This is a genomic window from Algimonas ampicilliniresistens, from assembly GCF_030159955.1.
Taxonomy (GTDB): domain Bacteria; phylum Pseudomonadota; class Alphaproteobacteria; order Caulobacterales; family Maricaulaceae; genus Litorimonas; species Litorimonas ampicilliniresistens.
Map to the genome: position 1 here is coordinate 1,279,541 of NZ_BSNK01000002.1, position 17,020 is coordinate 1,296,560.

The window sequence follows — 17,020 nt, forward strand, 5'->3', positions numbered from 1 at the left end:
ACATAGCGGCCGATTCTGTGAGTGGCCTGAGGTAATTGAAATGACAGCGCTGGACAGGTTCTAACACGAACGATGAGCCGACAAAATGCTCAAATTCTCTTTCCGGTGAATGTTCCCGGCGCGTTCGACTATTCGGTACCCGAGCCTATGCGCGTGGAACGGGGTGACTTCGTTTTCGCCCCCATCGGCAAGCAGATGAAGCTCGGCATTGTCATGGGGACTAAAGCTGACGAGACGGGGCGCGACCTAAAAGACATCGCTGAAATCAAATCAACGCGGCCTCTGCCGGATCCGATTCTGGATTTTATCGAATGGGTCGCGCGTTACAATGTGGCCTCGCCGGGACAAGTGCTGCGCATGGTGTTGCGCAGTTGGAAAGCACTCGACCCATCTCCGATTGCAACCTTATATGAACCGACAGGCGATCGGCCTTTGAACCTTACCCCGGCCCGCCGCGCCGCGCTGACGAAGGGCGGGCCGTTCCCAGCACGAGCGTCGGAAATCGCCAGTCGGGCTAGGATCTCGTCCGGCGTCATCAAAGGCATGGTCAAAGTCGGGCTGATGCGCGCCGATGAACGCCCCGTTGATCCACCTTATGACGAGCCCGATCCAGAACTGCCGGGTCGGGATTTGTCGGATGCGCAGACAGCGGCGGCGGACGAGTTGGTGACGCAAGTGCGTAAGGATAGGTTTTCCGTGTCCTTGCTCGACGGTGTAACCGGGTCCGGCAAGACAGAGGTTTACTTCGAGGCCGTGGCCGAAGCGCTACGACAAGGACGGCAGGTGATGATCCTTGTCCCGGAAATTGCGTTGACGCAGGCGGGGCTGTCGCGCTTCGGCGCGCGTTTCGGGGCCGAGCCTGTCGCTTGGCATAGTTCTATCACCGATATGGCGCGTCGCCGGGCGTGGCGCGAAGTGGCGTCTGGGCGCGCCAAGCTCGTGGTCGGGGCGCGCTCAGCGTTGTTTCTACCCTTCGCTAATCTCGGCCTGATCGTCGTGGATGAAGAACATGACACGTCCTTCAAACAGGAAGAGGGTGTGATTTATAATGCGCGGGATATGGCGGTCTTGCGGGGGCGTTTGGAAGACCGACCCGTTATTCTGGCGTCCGCCACGCCGTCGCTCGAATCACTCCATAATGCAAGAACGGGTCGTTACGCCCATGTTGTTCTACCCGAACGCCCGGGCGCGATTACCTTACCGGACATCGGCTTGATCGACATGAAGTCACACAAGCCGGAGGCGGGCTCATTTCTGTCTGGGCCGATGGTGCAGGCAGTCGCAGAGCGCTTGTCACGGGGTGAGCAGTCACTGCTCTATATGAACCGTCGCGGTTATGCGCCGCTGATCCTGTGCCGAGTGTGCGGCGAGCGCCTAAAGAGCCCCGATACGGATAGCTGGCTTGTCGAACACCGCGCGACGGGCCGCGCCATGTGTCATCTAACGGGCTTTTCCATGCGGATGCCGCGCACCTGTCCAAAATGCGGGGCGGAAGATGGACTGACTTCAATCGGGCCAGGCGTGGAGCGAATCGCCGATGAAGCCCAAACCCATTTTCCGCAGGCGCGCGTTGAAATTCTAAGCTCCGATACAACGGCAACACCCGATGAGATCAAGGCTCGCTTGGGGCGCATGGAACGCGGCGAGATCGACATTCTCGTCGGCACGCAAATGGTCGTGAAAGGTCATAATTTCCCGCGTTTGACCTTTGTCGGCGTGGTCGATGGCGACCTCTTGATGGGCGGGGCTGATCCGCGCGCAGGAGAGCGGACGTATCAGACATTAGTTCAGGTCGCAGGCCGAGCGGGTCGGGCCGACATGGCGGGGGAGGCGTTTATCCAAACGCACCACCCTGAGCATGAAGCCCTGCAAGCGCTGGTGGCGGGTGATCGTAACATGTTCGTCGGGGTCGAGATGGAGATGCGCGAGATGCTGGGGCTTCCGCCCTTCGGCCGGATTGCCGCCGTTATCTTCTGGGGGCCGGATCTGAAGAAAACGCAGAAGTTAGCAAAAGACTTTGTGACCAAAGCGCCGCGCACAGATGGCATAGAAATTTTGGGACCATCCGAGGCACCGATTGCGCGATTGCGCGGGCTCTATAGACAACGCTTGTTTATCCGGGCTGAGCCGGGCGTCGATCTCTCAAAATATATGACGGCATGGCGGACCAAGATACGTCCGCCCGCCAAGTATAAGATCCAGATCGATATTGATCCGCAGAGCTTTGTTTAGATCGATTTGAACGGATCGCGCATCAGGATGACGTCTTCGCGTTCAGGGGAGGTGCTGACCATGCCGACGGGGCAGCCGATCAGTTCCTCAATATGCCGGACATATTTAACGGCTTCGGCGGGCAGGTCGGCCCAGCTCCGCGCCCCGCGCGTGCTGCCTTGCCACCCCGGCATTGTTTCATAGATCGGCTTGACCTTGGCTTGCTGGCTGGCCCCGGCGGGTAGACGCCGCATAATCTTACCGTCGACCTTATAGCCAGTACAGATTTTGAGTTCCGGTAGCCCGTCCAGCACATCGAGCTTGGTCAGCGCAATGCCCGTAATGCCGCCCGTAATAATCGCCTGTTTGACCATGACCGCATCGAACCAGCCGCAGCGGCGCTGCCGTCCGGTCACGGTTCCGAATTCATGTCCGCGTTCACCGAGCCGTTGTCCGACAGCGTCATTCAGTTCGGTCGGGAAGGGGCCTTCGCCGACACGGGTTGTGTAGGCTTTGGTGATGCCCAGTACATAGTTGAGCGATTTTGGGCCTAGCCCGGTACCAGCGGCGGCTTGTCCGGCGATGGTGTTAGAGCTGGTCACAAACGGGTAGGTGCCGTGATCAATGTCGAGCATCGCGCCTTGCGCGCCTTCAAATAGGATTTTCTTTTCGCTCTTTTGCGCATCGTCCAGAACCTGCCAGACCGGAGCCATATAGGGCAGAATTTCGGGCGCGATGTCGATCAGGTTCTTCGTCAATGCATCGGCATCCACTTCGGCGTGGCCAAGTCCAACCCGCAGCGCATTATGGTGGTGCAGCAAGTTTTCGACCCGTTCCTTGAGGTGCACCGGATCATCGAGGTCGCAAACGCGGATGGCGCGTCGGGCCACTTTGTCTTCATATGCGGGACCAATCCCGCGCTTTGTCGTGCCGATCTTGATGCCGTCAACGCGATTTTCGCGGATGCCGTCCAATTCGGAATGGATCGGCAGTATCAACGCCGCACTCTCGGAAATTTTGAGATTTTCAGGTGTGATTTTCACGCCCTGCTCACGCATGCGCGTGACTTCAGCCAGAAAAGCCCACGGGTCCAGAACCACACCATTGCCGATGACCGACAATTTGCCACCACGGACGATGCCTGATGGCAATAAAGAGAGCTTATAGACGGTCCCGTCAACGACCAGCGTGTGGCCCGCATTGTGACCACCCTGGAACCGCGCGACTACGTCGGCGCGGCTGGAGAGCCAATCTACAATTTTGCCTTTTCCTTCGTCTCCCCATTGGGAGCCGACGACGACGACATTAGCCATGATCTATCCTTCGCGGCGCGGCATCACGAGAGCCGCGCGCCGTCTAGCGAACCTTAGCCGCGATGGCGAGGGGATAAGCTCAATCGAAACGGTAAGAAAGACGTCCGCCGAGTACATCCAGGCCTTCATTCGGCTCGTTTTGAACCAGAATGTTGCCGTGCGAGAGATGTTCAACATAGATTTCCGTTGCCCAACGATCATTCACTCGAAAGCCCAGCGTTAGGGCTTCGCGGAACAAGATGCTGGATCCGAACTCGATCTCAGTATTGAGGCTTTCGAAATAAGGGACATTTTCAGTCCGAATGCGCTGTAACTGCGCGGCCGTCAGGCCTCCACCATTGATCCCGGCGACGATGGCCGGATCATCAAAATAGGACGGCAAAGCCACTTCCTTGGTGCCGTTATGGGCGACTAGACCGAAGGCAAAATCGAAATAGAGTTTATCGCCGAGCGTTTGCCGCCACATCAGGCCGGCTCCGCCATAGCTGGTATTGTCTTCGAGGTTTAGCGACCCGCCGATATAGGGCTGGGGTGACAAGGCCCATTTAAGGAAGTCCGGCTCTGCGAAAATGATCTCAGCATTGAGCGCCGCTGACGTCTCTTTGCCTTTCTTTCCGCCCAGACCGAAAAATTCAATGTCGTGCTGATGTGCGCCGAAACGAATTTCTGAAACCTGCGCGACGGCAGGGGCGGATAGGCCGATGGCTGTGATCAGGCCAAGGAGCAAAGTTTTCATGTCGGTAATCCCCAGTTTATGGCGCTTTGACGTGGAATGATTGTTTGGTCAACCGGGCCGGTTTAGTCAAAATAACGACCCTCTTACGAAAGCACGAGGCGACTTGATTACGTCGGAGACGACGCTTAGGTCGCCCGCCATGCGTGATTATTCTGATGTCGAAATGCAAATTCAAGGTGTGTTGGATGGCGAGCCTAATCGCACTGCGCGTCTGGCCACGATTGCCTGTCTGCTGAGCGAAGCTTTCGACGACTATTTCTGGACCGGCTTTTATCTGGTTGATCCGGACAAGCCCGGCGAACTTGTTGTTGGACCCTATCAGGGCACGCTGGGCTGTTTGCGCATTCCCTTTGGTCGCGGTGTCTGCGGTACGGCGGCCGCCGAACGAAAAACGCAGATTGTCGAGGATGTTCACGCTTTTCCGGGTCACATTGCCTGTGACGGACGCACAGAGTCTGAAATTGTCGTGCCTGTCTTCGATGGCGATGCGCTGATTGGTGTTCTGGATGTCGACAGCATGCGCTCAGCGGCTTTTGATAAGACTGATGCAGAGGCGTTAGAACGGATCGCCGCTATGATCGCAGCTTAGCTTACGCCGCAAACGGGACAGTCCGGGTCGCGTGGCAGGGTCACTGTTCGGCTCTTCGCTGTGAGCCCATCATAAATCCAAAGCCGCCCGCTGAGCGTGTCGCCTGCAGCTGTAATGTGCTTGATCGCTTCCATCGCCATGACGGACCCGACAATGCCAGTTAGCGCTCCGACAACGCCAACTTCGGCGCAGCGCTCTTCCTGCGGCGGTAAATCAGGCACCAAGCAGCGGTAACAAGGTCCGGGCCGCCCGAACAGGCCGACTTGGGCATCAAACCGACCGACAGCGCCGGAAATGAGGGGCGTATTGAGCGCGAGAGCCGCGTCATTGACCATGAAGCGCGTCGCGAAGCTGTCCGTGCCGTCTAGAATGAGATCATGATCACAGAGCAGCGGCTGCGCGGTCTCCTCAGTCAGACGGACGTGACGCGGGCGAACGGCGGTGTCGGGATTAAGAGTCTGAAGACGCTGCGCCAACACATCGACTTTACGCTGGCCCACATCTTTCGTCTCAAACTGAATTTGCCGTTGCAGGTTAGACAGGCTGATTGTGTCGTCATCAATGAGTGTGATTTGGCCAATGCCTGCTGCCGCTAAATAAAGCGCAGCGGGACCGCCAAGTCCTCCCGCGCCGACAATGGCGATACGGGCTGTCAGCAGCGCATTTTGCCCGCTCCCGCCAATCTCTTTTAGAACAAGGTGGCGGGCATAACGCTCGATTTGGTCAGGCATCATGGCTTATCCGCCGGATCAAGGATTCTGCGACAGGGTGATGAGCGGACCAAGCCTGCCATGTCGTTCGCGCCCAATTGTCAACGCCGACGAGATGATCCTGCGCTTTCGAAAGCGGTGCAATATCTGTCACCGTAATCTCACCAAGATTGTCCGGTGAGCTGAGTCTGGGAATGAGAGAAGGATCTGCCTTAGTGATCTTACTGAGCCGTTGTAGCATCAAGATTCGTTGGGATTGAGGCGCATGATGTTGAAACAATAGCGTCGCGCCGACCAGATGTATCATGACAGAACTTATTGCCCGACGACTTCCATCGCCTGGATGTTGTAACGCGTAAGCGTCCACGGTCTGGCCATGGTTCGCCCAGAAAGCCGTATCGGAATACTCGCGCTCCAAAATCTGCCCATAGATTGCCCAGCACCCGGGGGATGCAGCAAAGTAGGGGTGAACCGGGCCCTCAATGTCAGGAACTGTGGCCGCGCATTGTGGGCAAGGTTTAAGCGGAGTCGTCATCAAACAGTGGCGTAGACAGATAACGCTCAGCGAAACTCGGGATGATAGTTACGATGCGTTTGCCGTGCATGTCGGGCCGGGCCCCAACCAGTAGCGATGCCGCAATTGCCGCACCGGAACTGATGCCAACAGGCACACCGTCTTCGGCGGCAACATGCTTGGCTGTACCAAATGCGGCATCGGAATTGATCTTCACGACCTCGTCGACCAGATCTGTGTTCAGATTATCAGGGATGAAACCTGCGCCGATCCCTTGGATTTTGTGCGGCCCTTTATCACCGCCCGAAATGACGGGGCTCTCTGTCGGCTCAATCGCAATGATACGGCAGTTGGGGTTTTTTTCCTTCAGGAATTTTCCGGCCCCAGACAAAGTGCCGCCCGTCCCAACGCCCGCGATGAAGGCATCAACCTGGCCGGCGCAATCTTCCCAAATCTCCGGCCCTGTTGTCGCATAGTGGATGGCGGGATTGGCGGGGTTGTCGAACTGTCCAGCGCGCACTGCGCCTAGCGTATTGGCAATGATTTCTTCGGCTTTGGCCATCGCGCCGGGAATGCCGCCGGCTGCAGGGGTCAAAACAAGTTCTGCGCCTAAGATCGCCATCATCTTGCGGCGCTCAATGCTCATACTTTCTGGCATAACTAAGATCGCCTTATAGCCCATAGCCGCCGCGGCGAAGGCCACACCAATCCCGGTATTGCCAGAGGTCGGTTCAACGATAATCCCGCCGGGTTTCAGCGTGCCTGATGCTTCCAACTCGCGCAGCATATTGATGCCAATCCGGTCCTTGACCGATGCACAAGGGTTGAAGAACTCTAACTTGTAGCAGAGATCGGCTGGGACGCCTTTGGTTATCCGAGGAAGGCGGACGAGCGGGGTACCGCCCATCGTATCAAGAATGCTGTCATAGATCTTGCCGTGGGCGCGCATGGTTTGTCTCCGGAGAAGCTGTTTCGGTCGTCGACTAAGCAAACACCTTTTTGCCGTCCATAACTATGGTAAGCTGCAGGCCGTTTGGCGTAAAGTTCCGCTCCACCGTTGCGTAAGGAAGCATGTCGAATAGGCGTGTGCCGAAGCCACTATCGCCGGCCGGTTCGATCTCATGCGAACAGGTTTCACGCCAATCAATCGTCAACTGATCACCTTTGCGCGACCAGTTGACGCTAAGATGTCCCCCATCCTTGCGCAAACATCCATATTTTACAGCATTGGTCGTGAGCTCGTGGCAGACCATGGACAAATCCTTGGCGGCCTCGATCGCAAGGCGAATAGGCTGGCCGTAGAGAGAGTAGACCGGCTCATCGGACATATCGAATGGACTCAGTTCGTTGCGGAATATCGCTTCAACATCCAGCCCATGCCAATCGCCCTCTGACAAGAGATCATTGGTGCGGCTCATAGCATTGATGCGGGCTGTGAAACTTCTGACGAAACTATCGACATTGGCGGCGTTGCGACCCGTTATACGCGCGACCGAGCTGACCACGGCCATGATGTTTTTGACGCGGTGTGACAGCTCATACCCTATCGCCCGGTTGCGCTGTTCCAACTCATATTGCTTGGTAATATCTTCAGCGCGCTGGATAAGGCCTACGACAGTGCCGTCTTTGTCCCGGATTGGATCCTGTGTGGCTTGCCAGACAACTTCAGTGACCTCTCCATTCTCAAGCTCAAGCCGAAACGGCTGAGCCTCTAATTGAGTGGTTTTGCCGGCGAGTGCCTTCAGAAAAAGGCTGGAAACGGACGCGACACGCTCCGGCTCTTCGGGAAAGGCATCGAAGACGAAGACACCGTCGAGCTCCTCAAATGTCTTGTGAACAGCCTGAAGATACGCTGAATTTCCATAGACAAAACGAAGTTCATTATCGAGAATCATCATCGGCAAGGACGAACCGTCCAGTAGCCGGGTCTCTTCGGGGGTGACGATCATCCGGTGCCAGTCGAGCCATAGCCGCCCGATCCCCGGGTCGTTTCTGAGAGTTCGGTCGTGACGTCGAAGATGCCTTGTGTGACGGGCGCGATCACCATTTGAGCGAATCGATCACCCCGTTGGAATGTGAACGCCGTGTCGCCGTGATTGATCAGCAAGACGCCGACTTCACCGCGATAATCCGCATCGATCGTGCCGGGCGAGTTCAGCACTGTGATTCCGTGTTTGAGGGCAAGGCCGGAGCGAGGTCGTATCTGTGCCTCGTAACCCGCAGGTAAAGCCATGCAAAAACCGGTCGGGATGAGTTTGCGCTCTCCCGGGGCTAACGTCACTGGTTCATGAATAGCGGCGCGCAAATCGGCGCCGGCGGCTTGTTCAGTTTCGAACTGGGGGAGGGCAATACCGTCCATATGAGGCAGGCGGACAACCTCGATTGAAATCGTTTTCATGACTTAATCGTAAGCTGTTTTTTTGATTTCGCCAGTGCTGAATCAAGCGCCCAGCGTTATTCGTTAGTGGTTGCGCTGACCAGACCGTGATCACGGGCAGAAAAATCGCTGAGCTGTGCTATGAGCGCGTCTTCGAGTTCGCCACTCATCGGGTAGTCCGACGTATATTTATGTCGAAAGGCACCGTCACTAAAATACAAAGTGAGGATGTCCGAATCTTCGCTATCGAGATCTTGCGACAAGGATAGCGGAATACCAGTCGCGAGAATCGCATAGTCTTTTTCGGTCGGGACCAGATCATTACGAACGCAAATGAGCCCACGAATTGCGTGCCCATTATCTTCGATCACGAGGTTGATGTCGGCGTCATAGACACCCGCAATGAAACCATCTGCGGCCCGGTAGGATGCCACGGTCATACGACCGCCATCTTCGTCGACCACATCATTGACGACGACGATTTCACATCGGCTTAAATCACCGGCCATCGCCACAACTGGCGTCAGGAGGATGGCGATTGTTGCGAGCAGCGCTCTCATCAAATCTCTCCGAAGTGGTTGGCGATCTTCCGCGCCAATGCCTGGGCCGCCGCCTGTTTGGATTGTCGAGGTAGGCGGTCTTCGCTTGTCTCGGTGACGATAATCATTTCATTCTCCTGTCCGCCCATCACATCGCCGGACACATCATTGGCCACAATCCAATCACAACCTTTGCGAAGGCGTTTAGCCCGCGCCAGTTCCACCACATCATGCGTTTCAGCGGCGAATCCGACGACCAGTTCGGGGCGCTTATCGGACTCGCAAACTGAACGTAGGATGTCCGGATTCTCGATAAGCTGTAATGGGGCTGGGCCGTCGACGGGCTTTTGGGTCTTTTTTGAGGTCCGCTCAGCCGGGCGCCAATCGGCCACGGCGGCAACCGATACGAATATATCCGCAGGCAGGGCAGCCTCGACAGCAGCCCGCATCTCTAAAGCTGTTTCGATGGTGGTGTTCTTTGTACCCAAAGGTGTGGCAATCGATGTCGGGCCTGTCACCAATTCAACCTCTGCACCCAGATCGGCCAAAGCTTGCGCGATCGCGTAACCTTGCCGCCCAGAGGAATGGTTCGACAGGTAGCGAACCGGGTCGATGGGCTCGCGTGTCGGTCCCGCTGTGACGATGGCGCGCCGCCCCGTCAGCGGTTTGTGGGATTTGAGCCCGTCAAGCGTCATGTCGCCTTGTAAAGCTGACAGAATAGCATCTGCTATGACGTCTGGTTCCGCCATGCGACCGTCGCCAAATTCGCCGCAGGCCATTTCGCCTGCATCCGGGCCCACGAACAGCGCCCCACGCTCGCGCAATGTCTCGATATTGGCTTGCGTCGCTGCGCTTTCATACATGCGTACATTCATGGCGGGGGCGAACATGATCCGCTTATCCGTCGCCAGAAGAGTGGTCGTGGCCAGATCTCCTGCGACTCCGTGTGCGGCTTTGGCTAAGATGTTGGCTGTTGCTGGGGCGACAACAACCAAATCGCTATTACGGGACAGCTCAATATGGCCCATTTCCGACTCGGCAGTCAGATCCCAAAGATCAGTATAGACCGTTGAGCCCGAGAGGGCTTGGGCGGAGAGGGGCGTGACGAATTGTGTCCCGCCTTTTGTCAGAATGACGCGCGTATCGACGCCGCGACGCGCGAGTTCGCGGATCAACAGCAGCGACTTATAGGCAGCGATACCACCACCAATAATGAGCAGGACAGATTTGTTCATGGTCTGAACCTAGCGCGGCTAGAGCTGCGCCGCCACCCATGCGCCACCCAGCGCGAGCGCGGCCCCGACAGCGGCGTAACCTATAGGCCTTAGTGGGCTGGGACGGTGCATTTCGACCGTTTTGACCACGGGCGCGGCGGATAGGTCGATCTCGCCATCAGCCCAGGCTTTCGCCAGCTTGGCAATATTATCCGTCGCTTCTGGCAGCCGGTTGAGTGTTTTACGGGTCCGCTCCAGACCATCGAGGAAGTCATTGAGATAGCGTTCAGGGCCAAGCTCGGCACGCACTGCGTCTTCGACGATCGGTCGGCTGGCTTCCCACATATCAAAATGAGGATCGAGTCGCCGGGCTACGCCTTCGGCCTGCATCATGGTTTTCTGTAACAGGATCAGTTGCGGTTGCAGCGGCATGTCGAACATGTCTGTGATTTCGAGCAGTTGTAGCAAGACCTTAGACATGGAGACATCCTCGGCCTGCTTGCCGAAAATTGGCTCACCAACGGCACGCAAGGCGGTGGCGAATTCCTCGACACTATGGTGCGGTGGGACATAGCCTATATCGAAATGGACCTGCGCGATTTTGTAATAATCGCGTTGAAGGAAGCCGTAGAGAGTTTCGATCTCAAAGCGGATTTCTTCATCGCCCAGTCGTCCCAGAATGCCAAAGTCTAGCAAAACCAGATTGCCTTCGGGGTCCCGGAACAGATTACCTTCATGCATGTCGGCATGGAAGATGCCGTAGGTGAAGGTAGATGATAGAAAGCTTTGGATCACTGCAGTGGCGAGCTTCTGACGTTCTTCCAACGGCAAAGCCAAAATGTCGGGTGATGAGAAGGCGGTGCCGTCGACCCAGTCCGTCGCCATCACATTCTTATCGACCATTTCCCAGTGGATGGCGGGAACTTTGAATAGGCCCGTGTCATCGGCAATATCGGCCATCTCAGAGGCTGCGGCGGCTTCTAAGCGTAGATCAAGCTCTAGCATGACGGCGCGGCGGGCTTCGGCCACAAAGGCTTTGGGTTGAAGCCGGCGAATGTCGGGGACAATGGCATGGGCGGTTTTCGCGACCAGCGCGATCACATCCATGTCGCGCGTCATACGCTTGACGATATTGGGCCGCAGGATTTTGAGTGCGACAGTCTCTCCGCTCGCCTTGATCACAGCTTTATGGACTTGCGCGACGGATGCAGCCGCCACGGGTTCTGACAAAGAGGTCAATCGGTTCTGCCACGGCTCGCCCCAATCGGCGGCGAGCAGCTTTTCAGCCTCTGCCATGGGGAAGGGCGGCACATTGTCTTTCAATCGGGATAGGCCTTCGGCGAAAACCGGATCAAACATGTCGCCGCGCGTGGACAGAACTTGTCCGAATTTGATGTATGCCGGGCCAAGGGCTTCTAGCGCGTTCGCGAATCGCGCGCCGGGGTTATCGTCGCGGTCGCGGATGGAAAAGAATCGCGAAATGGCCGCGATGAACCGCACTGGAGCCGGGACAAACGGTTCATATTCCTTCGGAACTAGCGCATCATGACGCACCAGCACCCAGGCGGTGCGTAAGAGTCGGAGGAATGTTGCCAGCTTGCGGAACATTGTCGCGCCTATAGTGACGCACCCGAAACGGTTAAAGGCTTAATTACCGGACGCGACAAAAACGTAAGTTTTGTGCGCCCGGAATGACTTAGCTTGTTTTGGGCAGTCATCCCCGTTTTCCACCACAGAAAAGTCAGCCCTTGATTGGACAAATGGAATCGGGGCTTTAGGATTTCATTAAGGAACACTACTACATCTAGTGTGAAGACCGACCGACACCACAATCGCTAGCGATCACAAATCGCAGGCTGATATTTTGAGATCGAGACAGAACATGGGCAAGCAGGACTATATCAGCACTGGAACTTCGGGTCTTCTCATGCCGAGTCTGACCTACAAGCCGTTTCGCTACCCGTGGGCCTATGAGTTTTGGCGTCGTCAGCAGCAAATCCACTGGATGCCGGAAGAAGTGCCCTTGGGTGAAGACTGCAAAGATTGGGCAACCAATCTCACCGATCATGAGAAAAACCTGCTGACGCAGATTTTCCGCTTCTTCACCCAGTCGGATGTCGAAGTGGGCGGCAACTATATGGAAAACTACATGCCGCTGTTCAAACCGGTTGAAGTCCGGATGATGCTGGCGTCATTTTCCAATATGGAAACCATCCATATCGCGGCCTATGCACTGTTGCTCGAAACCATCGGTATGCCGGACAGCGAATTCTCCATGTTCATGGAGTATGAGGAGATGGCCGCTAAACATGACTATCTTGGCAAGTTCGGCGTCGGCTCCGACCGCGAGATCCTAACGTCTATGGCCGTATTTGGCGCCTTTACGGAAGGGCTACAGCTCTTTGCCTCTTTCGCCATGCTGATGAACTTCCCGCGTCTGAACAAGATGAAAGGCATGGGTCAGATCGTGTCTTGGTCGATCCGGGATGAGAGCCTGCACTGCGAAGGCATGATCAAGCTGTTCCACACTTTCGCCCATGAAACTGGCGCACTGACGTCGGCAGTGAAGGATGATATTGCCGATTGCTGTAAAACTGTGGTGAAACTCGAAGACAAGTTCATCGATTTGGCGTTCGAGAAGGGCCCGGTCGAGGGCATGACAGCCGAGGACATCAAGCGTTACATCCGTTACATTGCCAACTGGCGCATGGGTCAGCTCGGCCTGCCGTCTATTTATTCGGGCGTCGAGGAACATCCGCTGCCGTGGCTGACTGAGATCACCAATGGTGTCGAGCACGCCAACTTCTTCGAAGCCCGCGCGACAGAATATTCCAAGGGTGCAACGGAAGGCGACTGGCACGGCGATGGTGGTGTTTGGAGTAAATTCGAAACTTATGATGCTAAGCAGGCCATCGAGCCCGCTGAGTAAACACTAAGTTAGGGACAAACGGAACTGTGATCGCGGGAAGGCTTCCCAACATCCTCTAGCCCTGATAGCTGCGACCTATGTCTCTGATTGATTTATCCGAGCGCCTGAAACCGTACCAATCGATCTATAATTTCCGTGATTTTGGCGGTTATTCGGGTTTGAATGGGCGTCCGGTTCGTACTGGACTGCTATTCCGGTCTGCACATCTGAATAATCTCGGCCAAGAAGACGTCTCAGACATCGATGCACTCCCGGTGGGCACGGTTGTCGACCTCCGCCATGCGCCCGAACGCGAACGCCAACCGTCAAAGTGGCCACCGCATTCAGATCGGGCCGTCGTTCTGACTCAACCCATCAGCGGTGCTAGAGAGCGTGTCAAAGTCGCGCCGCATGAAGCCTTCCTCGAGACAGAGCTTTATGCCGCTGCAGATGCGCGCCGCTATATGTTAAATTCCTATCGAACACGGCCCCATGATGATGGATTCCGGGTGCTGTTTTCTGAGACTTTGAACCGCATGACGGCTGATCAACCCAGTGATGCGCCAGGGATTTTGGTTCACTGCGCAGCCGGTAAGGACCGAACCGGCACATTATGTGCGCTGATCCAAGGTCTCTTAGGCGTTTCTGATAAGGATATTATGACCGACTATATGTTGACGGAAACCGCCGTCGACATTGAGGCGATCCTGAAACCAGCCGCCGCCATGTTCACCCAGCGTTATGGCCGTCCAATCAATGTGGATGCGCTTCGACCCATGTTCGGTGTCGAGCCGGGGTTTCTAGAAGCAAGTCTAGACGCGATGGGTGATATGGAGCGCTATGCGTCCGAAACGCTTGGATTGAGCGCCGATCGACTGGATCGGCTGCGCCAGCGTTATCTCGCCTAAAACGCGTTTAGGATTCGCTGCAACTCACATTGTTGGCCGACCCGGTACAGGTAATAACGGTGCCCGTTCCGGCGCCGACATCAATGGTGGCTGACTGACGCGGTTTGAGCATGAATGTTTCGCTGAGAGTCACAACGCTAGGCAGAAATTCTTTTTTATCACTACCGTCTATTGTGTTCTTTAAACCCATTGGGGAATATCGATAGGCAACACGGGCGATGACGATCCCAGAGTTTTCGTCGAGCATGCTGTTAGAAATGCCATCGGCATCAACATCCTTTAGCCAGCTACTACCACTGGAATTGTAGACAACCGAGCCTAAGCTTGTTGTCGTGCCGCCAGCATCCCGTTCGAAACTCTCAAGATGTAGCGTGTAGTTCGACGTGTTGCTGATGCCAGCAACACGAAGGACAGCAGAGACTATGTCAGCCGTGTCAGTTGTCTCCAGCTTGGATGTTTGGGTTGCTAAATCACCCGCGACACTGGCGGACTGCGAAATCTGTCGATCAATGCTGAGAACCAAGGCAAGCTCGGCCAAGCCGAGATAAACACCGAGGATGACTGGGGCGATGATCGCGAATTCTAGTGCGGCAATTCCGCGCTCATCGTCTGTGAAACTTACAGGTTTACCTAGGTTTTTAGAAGCACGGCAACGCTGCCTCAAAGAGGTTATGGGTCGTATGTTAGTGGCCATTGTCATCACCCAGTCTAAGTGTCAGCAATGTCTTGTAGTTCGGCACTAATCGACGAATTGCAGGGCTCACCAGTTGGAAAAGGTTCGTTACGGAACGCTGTCGACGCCGTGATAACGCGTCGCCCACTGCCGGATAGATTTTCGAGCCGTGTCATCGCATTTGGCAAGATGAGAGGGTAATAAAAGGTTGCCCGTAACACGACCGGTTCGCCTGGTCCGGTGTTCGTATAGACACCCTCTTCAATCTCCTTGTCTTCATCATCAGGGTCGAGCCCACTATCGCCGGGGTCTACTAGTGTGACAGCCTGAAAATTTGACGCCGTAACGAGATCCACTCTTAGATTGGCGTTGCAGTTCATCATGTTCTTCATGCGGGCGCAGACCAGAGATTTGAATTCTGCAGCTTGGCCACAGCTCTGGAACGAGCCCACCCGAACCATACGGCCAGTGTCACTGATAGACTGCGTCAGGACGGACCCTGTGAAGAAGACCAGTGCCAGTTCAAGAATGCCGAAGATGATGGCGAGGAAAGGTAAGGACACAATCCCGAATTCGATGGCCGTCGCGCCTTGAGAGTCCTTGCGGTACCGCGCTTGCAGCGTGCGAGCACGTTTCCAATTTCTAGCAAAGAATCCGGTCCGGACAGTCATTGATCGTCTCCTGCGGCGTGCAGAGCTCTATCGTTGTCTCGCGCCGGGTTTGGTGACCAGTTTATAAGATGGCCGTTAAAGAAGGCGTGCAAGACAGGCTTAAAAGATGATTAATAGGGTATATTGTTCGCTGGCTGTGACCCGGATAATGCTTGCGGGCCGCCGGCAATTTCGGTTGGGCTTAAACTGGAAGATGTCGCCGGACCTTGATCAAAGACGAAGGCTCCGGACACTGGCGCCGATTGTGTTTCTGAGTTCGCTCCAATGAATCCGGCCTCATCGCCTAAAACGGGTGAGGGTTGGCAGTAGGGTGAGCATGTATAAGTCTCGCGCGACTTGGCATTGAATAACCGAACCCCGTTAGTGGGTGTAACGGACGTCACTTGGACGTTGGCATCCATCATTGTTTGACCGTCACGATCCATAATGACGAGATTGGTCTCCCCGAAACCGCGACCAACGACAAATATTGTCGTCGGGGAGTGGATTGTCACATCAGCAATGTCCGCGTTCCCGATGACAATAGAGCCAGCCTGTGCGGGTAGGCGTACAATCTGCGTTTTGTTGATATCAATGCGATAGATCGGTTCGCCCGCAGACGCGGGGCTGGCGAGGGCCATGATCGAGAACAGGCTAGCGGTGATCGCAGCCCGGGTGGCGAATGTGCCTATTTTGGTCAGTCGGTGCATGGCCCGTCTCCGTCAATTCCCGCTCGGTCTATCGTGGCAGGGTTGATGAAGTCTTTATATGGCGTCGGCGGTCGCGATCTGCCTTTATATATGCGGGAGACAATCTGCATTCTCGGGAGTTCGCGAGAAAAAGACGAATTTACTCCGCGTTCACCGTGTCTCCCAACGCCATGTTAAACTGGGTTCCCTAAAAGCCTCCTCGTCAGGGATGATCCTGCCAAACGGGATGTCCCGAATTAAACTAGCATACGTGGGAGCAAATTATGCAAAACCTTATCAAGAACTTCGTCAATGACGAATCTGGTGCAACAGCTATCGAATACGGCCTTATCGCCGCTCTGATCGCTGTCGCTATGATCGCCGGCGCTACATCGCTGGGTGGTTCTATCTCAGATAAAATGGCTGACGTTGGCGCCACTCTGGATGGCGTTGCTGAAGCAGCACCTGCCGCCGCAGCAGGCGGTGGTGGCGACTGATTGGTCGCGACGGGCTGGGCTTAGACGCCCGCCCGTCACCTAATCGGGGCGCCTCCGGTTTCGACTGGTGGCGCCTTTTTTTTGATCGATTTTCGATCACCAATCATATTGTGGGAAGACAAATGACCCTTTTTAAACAATTCCTTGAAGACGAGTCCGGTGCAACTGCCATAGAGTACGGTCTCATCGCCGCATTGATCGCCGTCGCGATGATCGCTGGCGCGACATCGCTGGGAGGTTCTATCTCAGACAAGATGGATGATGTTGGAGCGACTATGGACGGCGTAGCCGATGCTAACCCGGGTGCCGCAGCAGGCGGTGGTGGCGACTGATCGTCCATAGCCAAAACACATAAATGTCTGACGGCCAACCTTATGGGTTGGCCGTTTTGCTATGGCGCACTCCATAATTTTAAGCTCCGCCATCATGGCTAGCGAAAGAGAATGTTAGGATGCGTCTGGCATAGGCTCCTCCAACCAAGGAGCAGAGTTT

19 protein-coding genes are annotated in these 17,020 nt (G+C 55.6%); 6 read left to right on the forward strand and 13 right to left on the reverse strand.

Annotated elements, in window-relative coordinates; all coding sequences use genetic code 11:
* The first annotated feature begins 72 nt into the window (after positions 1-72).
* Positions 73-2,232 (forward strand): primosomal protein N', encoded by a 2,160-nt coding sequence (locus QQL54_RS14035; protein ID WP_284391926.1) that lies wholly within the window; start codon positions 73-75, stop codon positions 2,230-2,232.
* Here the strand turns inward: QQL54_RS14035 and QQL54_RS14040 are convergent.
* A complete protein-coding gene (locus QQL54_RS14040; RefSeq protein WP_284391927.1) occupies positions 2,229-3,524 on the reverse strand; it encodes an adenylosuccinate synthase in 1,296 nt (431 codons plus the stop codon). The two genes, QQL54_RS14035 and QQL54_RS14040, sit on opposite strands and share 4 nt — an antisense overlap.
* 79 nt (positions 3,525-3,603) lie before the next feature.
* The gene (locus QQL54_RS14045; RefSeq protein ID WP_284391929.1) at positions 3,604-4,260 is read right to left on the reverse strand and encodes an acyloxyacyl hydrolase; all 657 of its coding nucleotides are present in this window, start codon (positions 4,258-4,260) and stop codon (positions 3,604-3,606) included.
* Positions 4,261-4,399: 139 nt separating this feature from the next.
* Between QQL54_RS14045 and QQL54_RS14050 the strand changes: the two genes are divergently transcribed.
* Complete coding sequence (locus QQL54_RS14050; protein ID WP_284391931.1) at positions 4,400-4,849, forward strand: GAF domain-containing protein; 450 nt, start codon at positions 4,400-4,402, stop codon at positions 4,847-4,849.
* On the opposite strand, the gene QQL54_RS14055 is transcribed toward QQL54_RS14050, so the two are convergent.
* Genes QQL54_RS14055 through QQL54_RS14090 form a run of 8 tightly spaced genes read right to left on the reverse strand, consistent with a single transcriptional unit; the run spans position 4,846 to position 11,811 of the window.
* Positions 4,846-5,583, reverse strand: coding sequence for a HesA/MoeB/ThiF family protein (locus QQL54_RS14055; RefSeq protein WP_284391934.1), 738 nt, complete (start codon positions 5,581-5,583; stop codon positions 4,846-4,848). The genes QQL54_RS14050 and QQL54_RS14055 overlap by 4 nt on opposite strands.
* Positions 5,573-6,094, reverse strand: a complete 522-nt coding sequence (locus QQL54_RS14060) for a DUF5946 family protein (protein ID WP_284391936.1) — start codon at positions 6,092-6,094, stop codon at positions 5,573-5,575. Before QQL54_RS14060 ends, QQL54_RS14055 begins: the two co-directional genes overlap by 11 nt.
* Positions 6,078-7,022: a cysteine synthase A gene (gene cysK, locus QQL54_RS14065; protein WP_284391938.1), complete on the reverse strand. Its 945-nt coding sequence runs from the start codon at positions 7,020-7,022 to the stop codon at positions 6,078-6,080. Before cysK ends, QQL54_RS14060 begins: the two co-directional genes overlap by 17 nt.
* 34 nt (positions 7,023-7,056) lie before the next feature.
* The gene (locus tag QQL54_RS14070) at positions 7,057-8,022 is read right to left on the reverse strand and encodes a sensor histidine kinase (protein WP_284391939.1); all 966 of its coding nucleotides are present in this window, start codon (positions 8,020-8,022) and stop codon (positions 7,057-7,059) included.
* Positions 8,019-8,471 (reverse strand): dUTP diphosphatase, encoded by a 453-nt coding sequence (gene dut / locus QQL54_RS14075; protein WP_284391940.1) that lies wholly within the window; start codon positions 8,469-8,471, stop codon positions 8,019-8,021. The genes QQL54_RS14070 and dut overlap by 4 nt, the downstream gene beginning before the upstream one ends.
* Positions 8,472-8,527: 56 nt before the next feature.
* Positions 8,528-9,010, reverse strand: a complete 483-nt coding sequence (locus tag QQL54_RS14080) for a hypothetical protein (RefSeq protein WP_284391941.1) — start codon at positions 9,008-9,010, stop codon at positions 8,528-8,530.
* The gene (gene coaBC, locus QQL54_RS14085) at positions 9,010-10,224 is read right to left on the reverse strand and encodes a bifunctional phosphopantothenoylcysteine decarboxylase/phosphopantothenate--cysteine ligase CoaBC (RefSeq protein WP_284391942.1); all 1,215 of its coding nucleotides are present in this window, start codon (positions 10,222-10,224) and stop codon (positions 9,010-9,012) included. The genes QQL54_RS14080 and coaBC overlap by 1 nt, the downstream gene beginning before the upstream one ends.
* An 18-nt stretch (positions 10,225-10,242) precedes the next feature.
* The gene (locus tag QQL54_RS14090) at positions 10,243-11,811 is read right to left on the reverse strand and encodes an ABC1 kinase family protein (RefSeq protein ID WP_284391943.1); all 1,569 of its coding nucleotides are present in this window, start codon (positions 11,809-11,811) and stop codon (positions 10,243-10,245) included.
* Between the two features lie 274 nt (positions 11,812-12,085).
* On the opposite strand from QQL54_RS14090, the gene QQL54_RS14095 reads away from it, so the two are divergent.
* Positions 12,086-13,132, forward strand: a complete 1,047-nt coding sequence (locus QQL54_RS14095; protein ID WP_284391944.1) for a ribonucleotide-diphosphate reductase subunit beta — start codon at positions 12,086-12,088, stop codon at positions 13,130-13,132.
* Positions 13,133-13,209: 77 nt separating this feature from the next.
* Positions 13,210-14,019 carry a tyrosine-protein phosphatase gene (locus QQL54_RS14100; RefSeq protein WP_284391945.1) on the forward strand — a complete coding sequence of 270 codons (810 nt, stop codon included), beginning with the start codon at positions 13,210-13,212 and terminating at the stop codon, positions 14,017-14,019.
* Positions 14,020-14,026: 7 nt separating this feature from the next.
* Here the strand turns inward: QQL54_RS14100 and QQL54_RS14105 are convergent, their stop codons facing one another.
* From QQL54_RS14105 to QQL54_RS14115, 3 genes are all read right to left on the reverse strand, one after another.
* The gene (locus QQL54_RS14105) at positions 14,027-14,713 is read right to left on the reverse strand and encodes a TadE/TadG family type IV pilus assembly protein (RefSeq protein WP_284391946.1); all 687 of its coding nucleotides are present in this window, start codon (positions 14,711-14,713) and stop codon (positions 14,027-14,029) included.
* Positions 14,714-14,727: 14 nt separating this feature from the next.
* Positions 14,728-15,363 (reverse strand): TadE/TadG family type IV pilus assembly protein, encoded by a 636-nt coding sequence (locus tag QQL54_RS14110; protein ID WP_284391947.1) that lies wholly within the window; start codon positions 15,361-15,363, stop codon positions 14,728-14,730.
* 110 nt (positions 15,364-15,473) lie between these two features.
* On the reverse strand, positions 15,474-16,052 hold the full coding sequence (locus QQL54_RS14115) for a pilus assembly protein N-terminal domain-containing protein (RefSeq protein ID WP_284391948.1): 579 nt from the start codon (positions 16,050-16,052) through the stop codon (positions 15,474-15,476).
* Between the two features lie 263 nt (positions 16,053-16,315).
* On the opposite strand from QQL54_RS14115, the gene QQL54_RS14120 reads away from it, so the two are divergent.
* Both QQL54_RS14120 and QQL54_RS14125 read left to right on the forward strand, forming a co-directional pair.
* Positions 16,316-16,528, forward strand: coding sequence for a Flp family type IVb pilin (locus QQL54_RS14120; protein ID WP_284391949.1), 213 nt, complete (start codon positions 16,316-16,318; stop codon positions 16,526-16,528).
* A 122-nt stretch (positions 16,529-16,650) separates the two neighbouring features.
* A complete protein-coding gene (locus tag QQL54_RS14125) occupies positions 16,651-16,860 on the forward strand; it encodes a Flp family type IVb pilin (RefSeq protein ID WP_284391950.1) in 210 nt (69 codons plus the stop codon).
* Positions 16,861-17,020: the final 160 nt, after the last annotated feature.

What these genes read in the sequence shown, in the direction of transcription:
- QQL54_RS14035 (WP_284391926.1), top strand. Translation starts at nt 73, where the DNA reads ATGAGCCGACAAAATGCTCAAATTCTCTTTCCGGTGAATGTTCCCGGC.
- QQL54_RS14040 (WP_284391927.1), bottom strand. Translation starts at nt 3,524, where the DNA reads ATGGCTAATGTCGTCGTCGTCGGCTCCCAATGGGGAGACGAAGGAAAA.
- QQL54_RS14045 (WP_284391929.1), bottom strand. Translation starts at nt 4,260, where the DNA reads ATGAAAACTTTGCTCCTTGGCCTGATCACAGCCATCGGCCTATCCGCC.
- QQL54_RS14050 (WP_284391931.1), top strand. Translation starts at nt 4,400, where the DNA reads ATGCGTGATTATTCTGATGTCGAAATGCAAATTCAAGGTGTGTTGGAT.
- QQL54_RS14055 (WP_284391934.1), bottom strand. Translation starts at nt 5,583, where the DNA reads ATGATGCCTGACCAAATCGAGCGTTATGCCCGCCACCTTGTTCTAAAA.
- QQL54_RS14060 (WP_284391936.1), bottom strand. Translation starts at nt 6,094, where the DNA reads ATGACGACTCCGCTTAAACCTTGCCCACAATGCGCGGCCACAGTTCCT.
- cysK (WP_284391938.1), bottom strand. Translation starts at nt 7,022, where the DNA reads ATGCGCGCCCACGGCAAGATCTATGACAGCATTCTTGATACGATGGGC.
- QQL54_RS14070 (WP_284391939.1), bottom strand. Translation starts at nt 8,022, where the DNA reads ATGATCGTCACCCCCGAAGAGACCCGGCTACTGGACGGTTCGTCCTTG.
- dut (WP_284391940.1), bottom strand. Translation starts at nt 8,471, where the DNA reads ATGAAAACGATTTCAATCGAGGTTGTCCGCCTGCCTCATATGGACGGT.
- QQL54_RS14080 (WP_284391941.1), bottom strand. Translation starts at nt 9,010, where the DNA reads ATGAGAGCGCTGCTCGCAACAATCGCCATCCTCCTGACGCCAGTTGTG.
- coaBC (WP_284391942.1), bottom strand. Translation starts at nt 10,224, where the DNA reads ATGAACAAATCTGTCCTGCTCATTATTGGTGGTGGTATCGCTGCCTAT.
- QQL54_RS14090 (WP_284391943.1), bottom strand. Translation starts at nt 11,811, where the DNA reads ATGTTCCGCAAGCTGGCAACATTCCTCCGACTCTTACGCACCGCCTGG.
- QQL54_RS14095 (WP_284391944.1), top strand. Translation starts at nt 12,086, where the DNA reads ATGGGCAAGCAGGACTATATCAGCACTGGAACTTCGGGTCTTCTCATG.
- QQL54_RS14100 (WP_284391945.1), top strand. Translation starts at nt 13,210, where the DNA reads ATGTCTCTGATTGATTTATCCGAGCGCCTGAAACCGTACCAATCGATC.
- QQL54_RS14105 (WP_284391946.1), bottom strand. Translation starts at nt 14,713, where the DNA reads ATGGCCACTAACATACGACCCATAACCTCTTTGAGGCAGCGTTGCCGT.
- QQL54_RS14110 (WP_284391947.1), bottom strand. Translation starts at nt 15,363, where the DNA reads ATGACTGTCCGGACCGGATTCTTTGCTAGAAATTGGAAACGTGCTCGC.
- QQL54_RS14115 (WP_284391948.1), bottom strand. Translation starts at nt 16,052, where the DNA reads ATGCACCGACTGACCAAAATAGGCACATTCGCCACCCGGGCTGCGATC.
- QQL54_RS14120 (WP_284391949.1), top strand. Translation starts at nt 16,316, where the DNA reads ATGCAAAACCTTATCAAGAACTTCGTCAATGACGAATCTGGTGCAACA.
- QQL54_RS14125 (WP_284391950.1), top strand. Translation starts at nt 16,651, where the DNA reads ATGACCCTTTTTAAACAATTCCTTGAAGACGAGTCCGGTGCAACTGCC.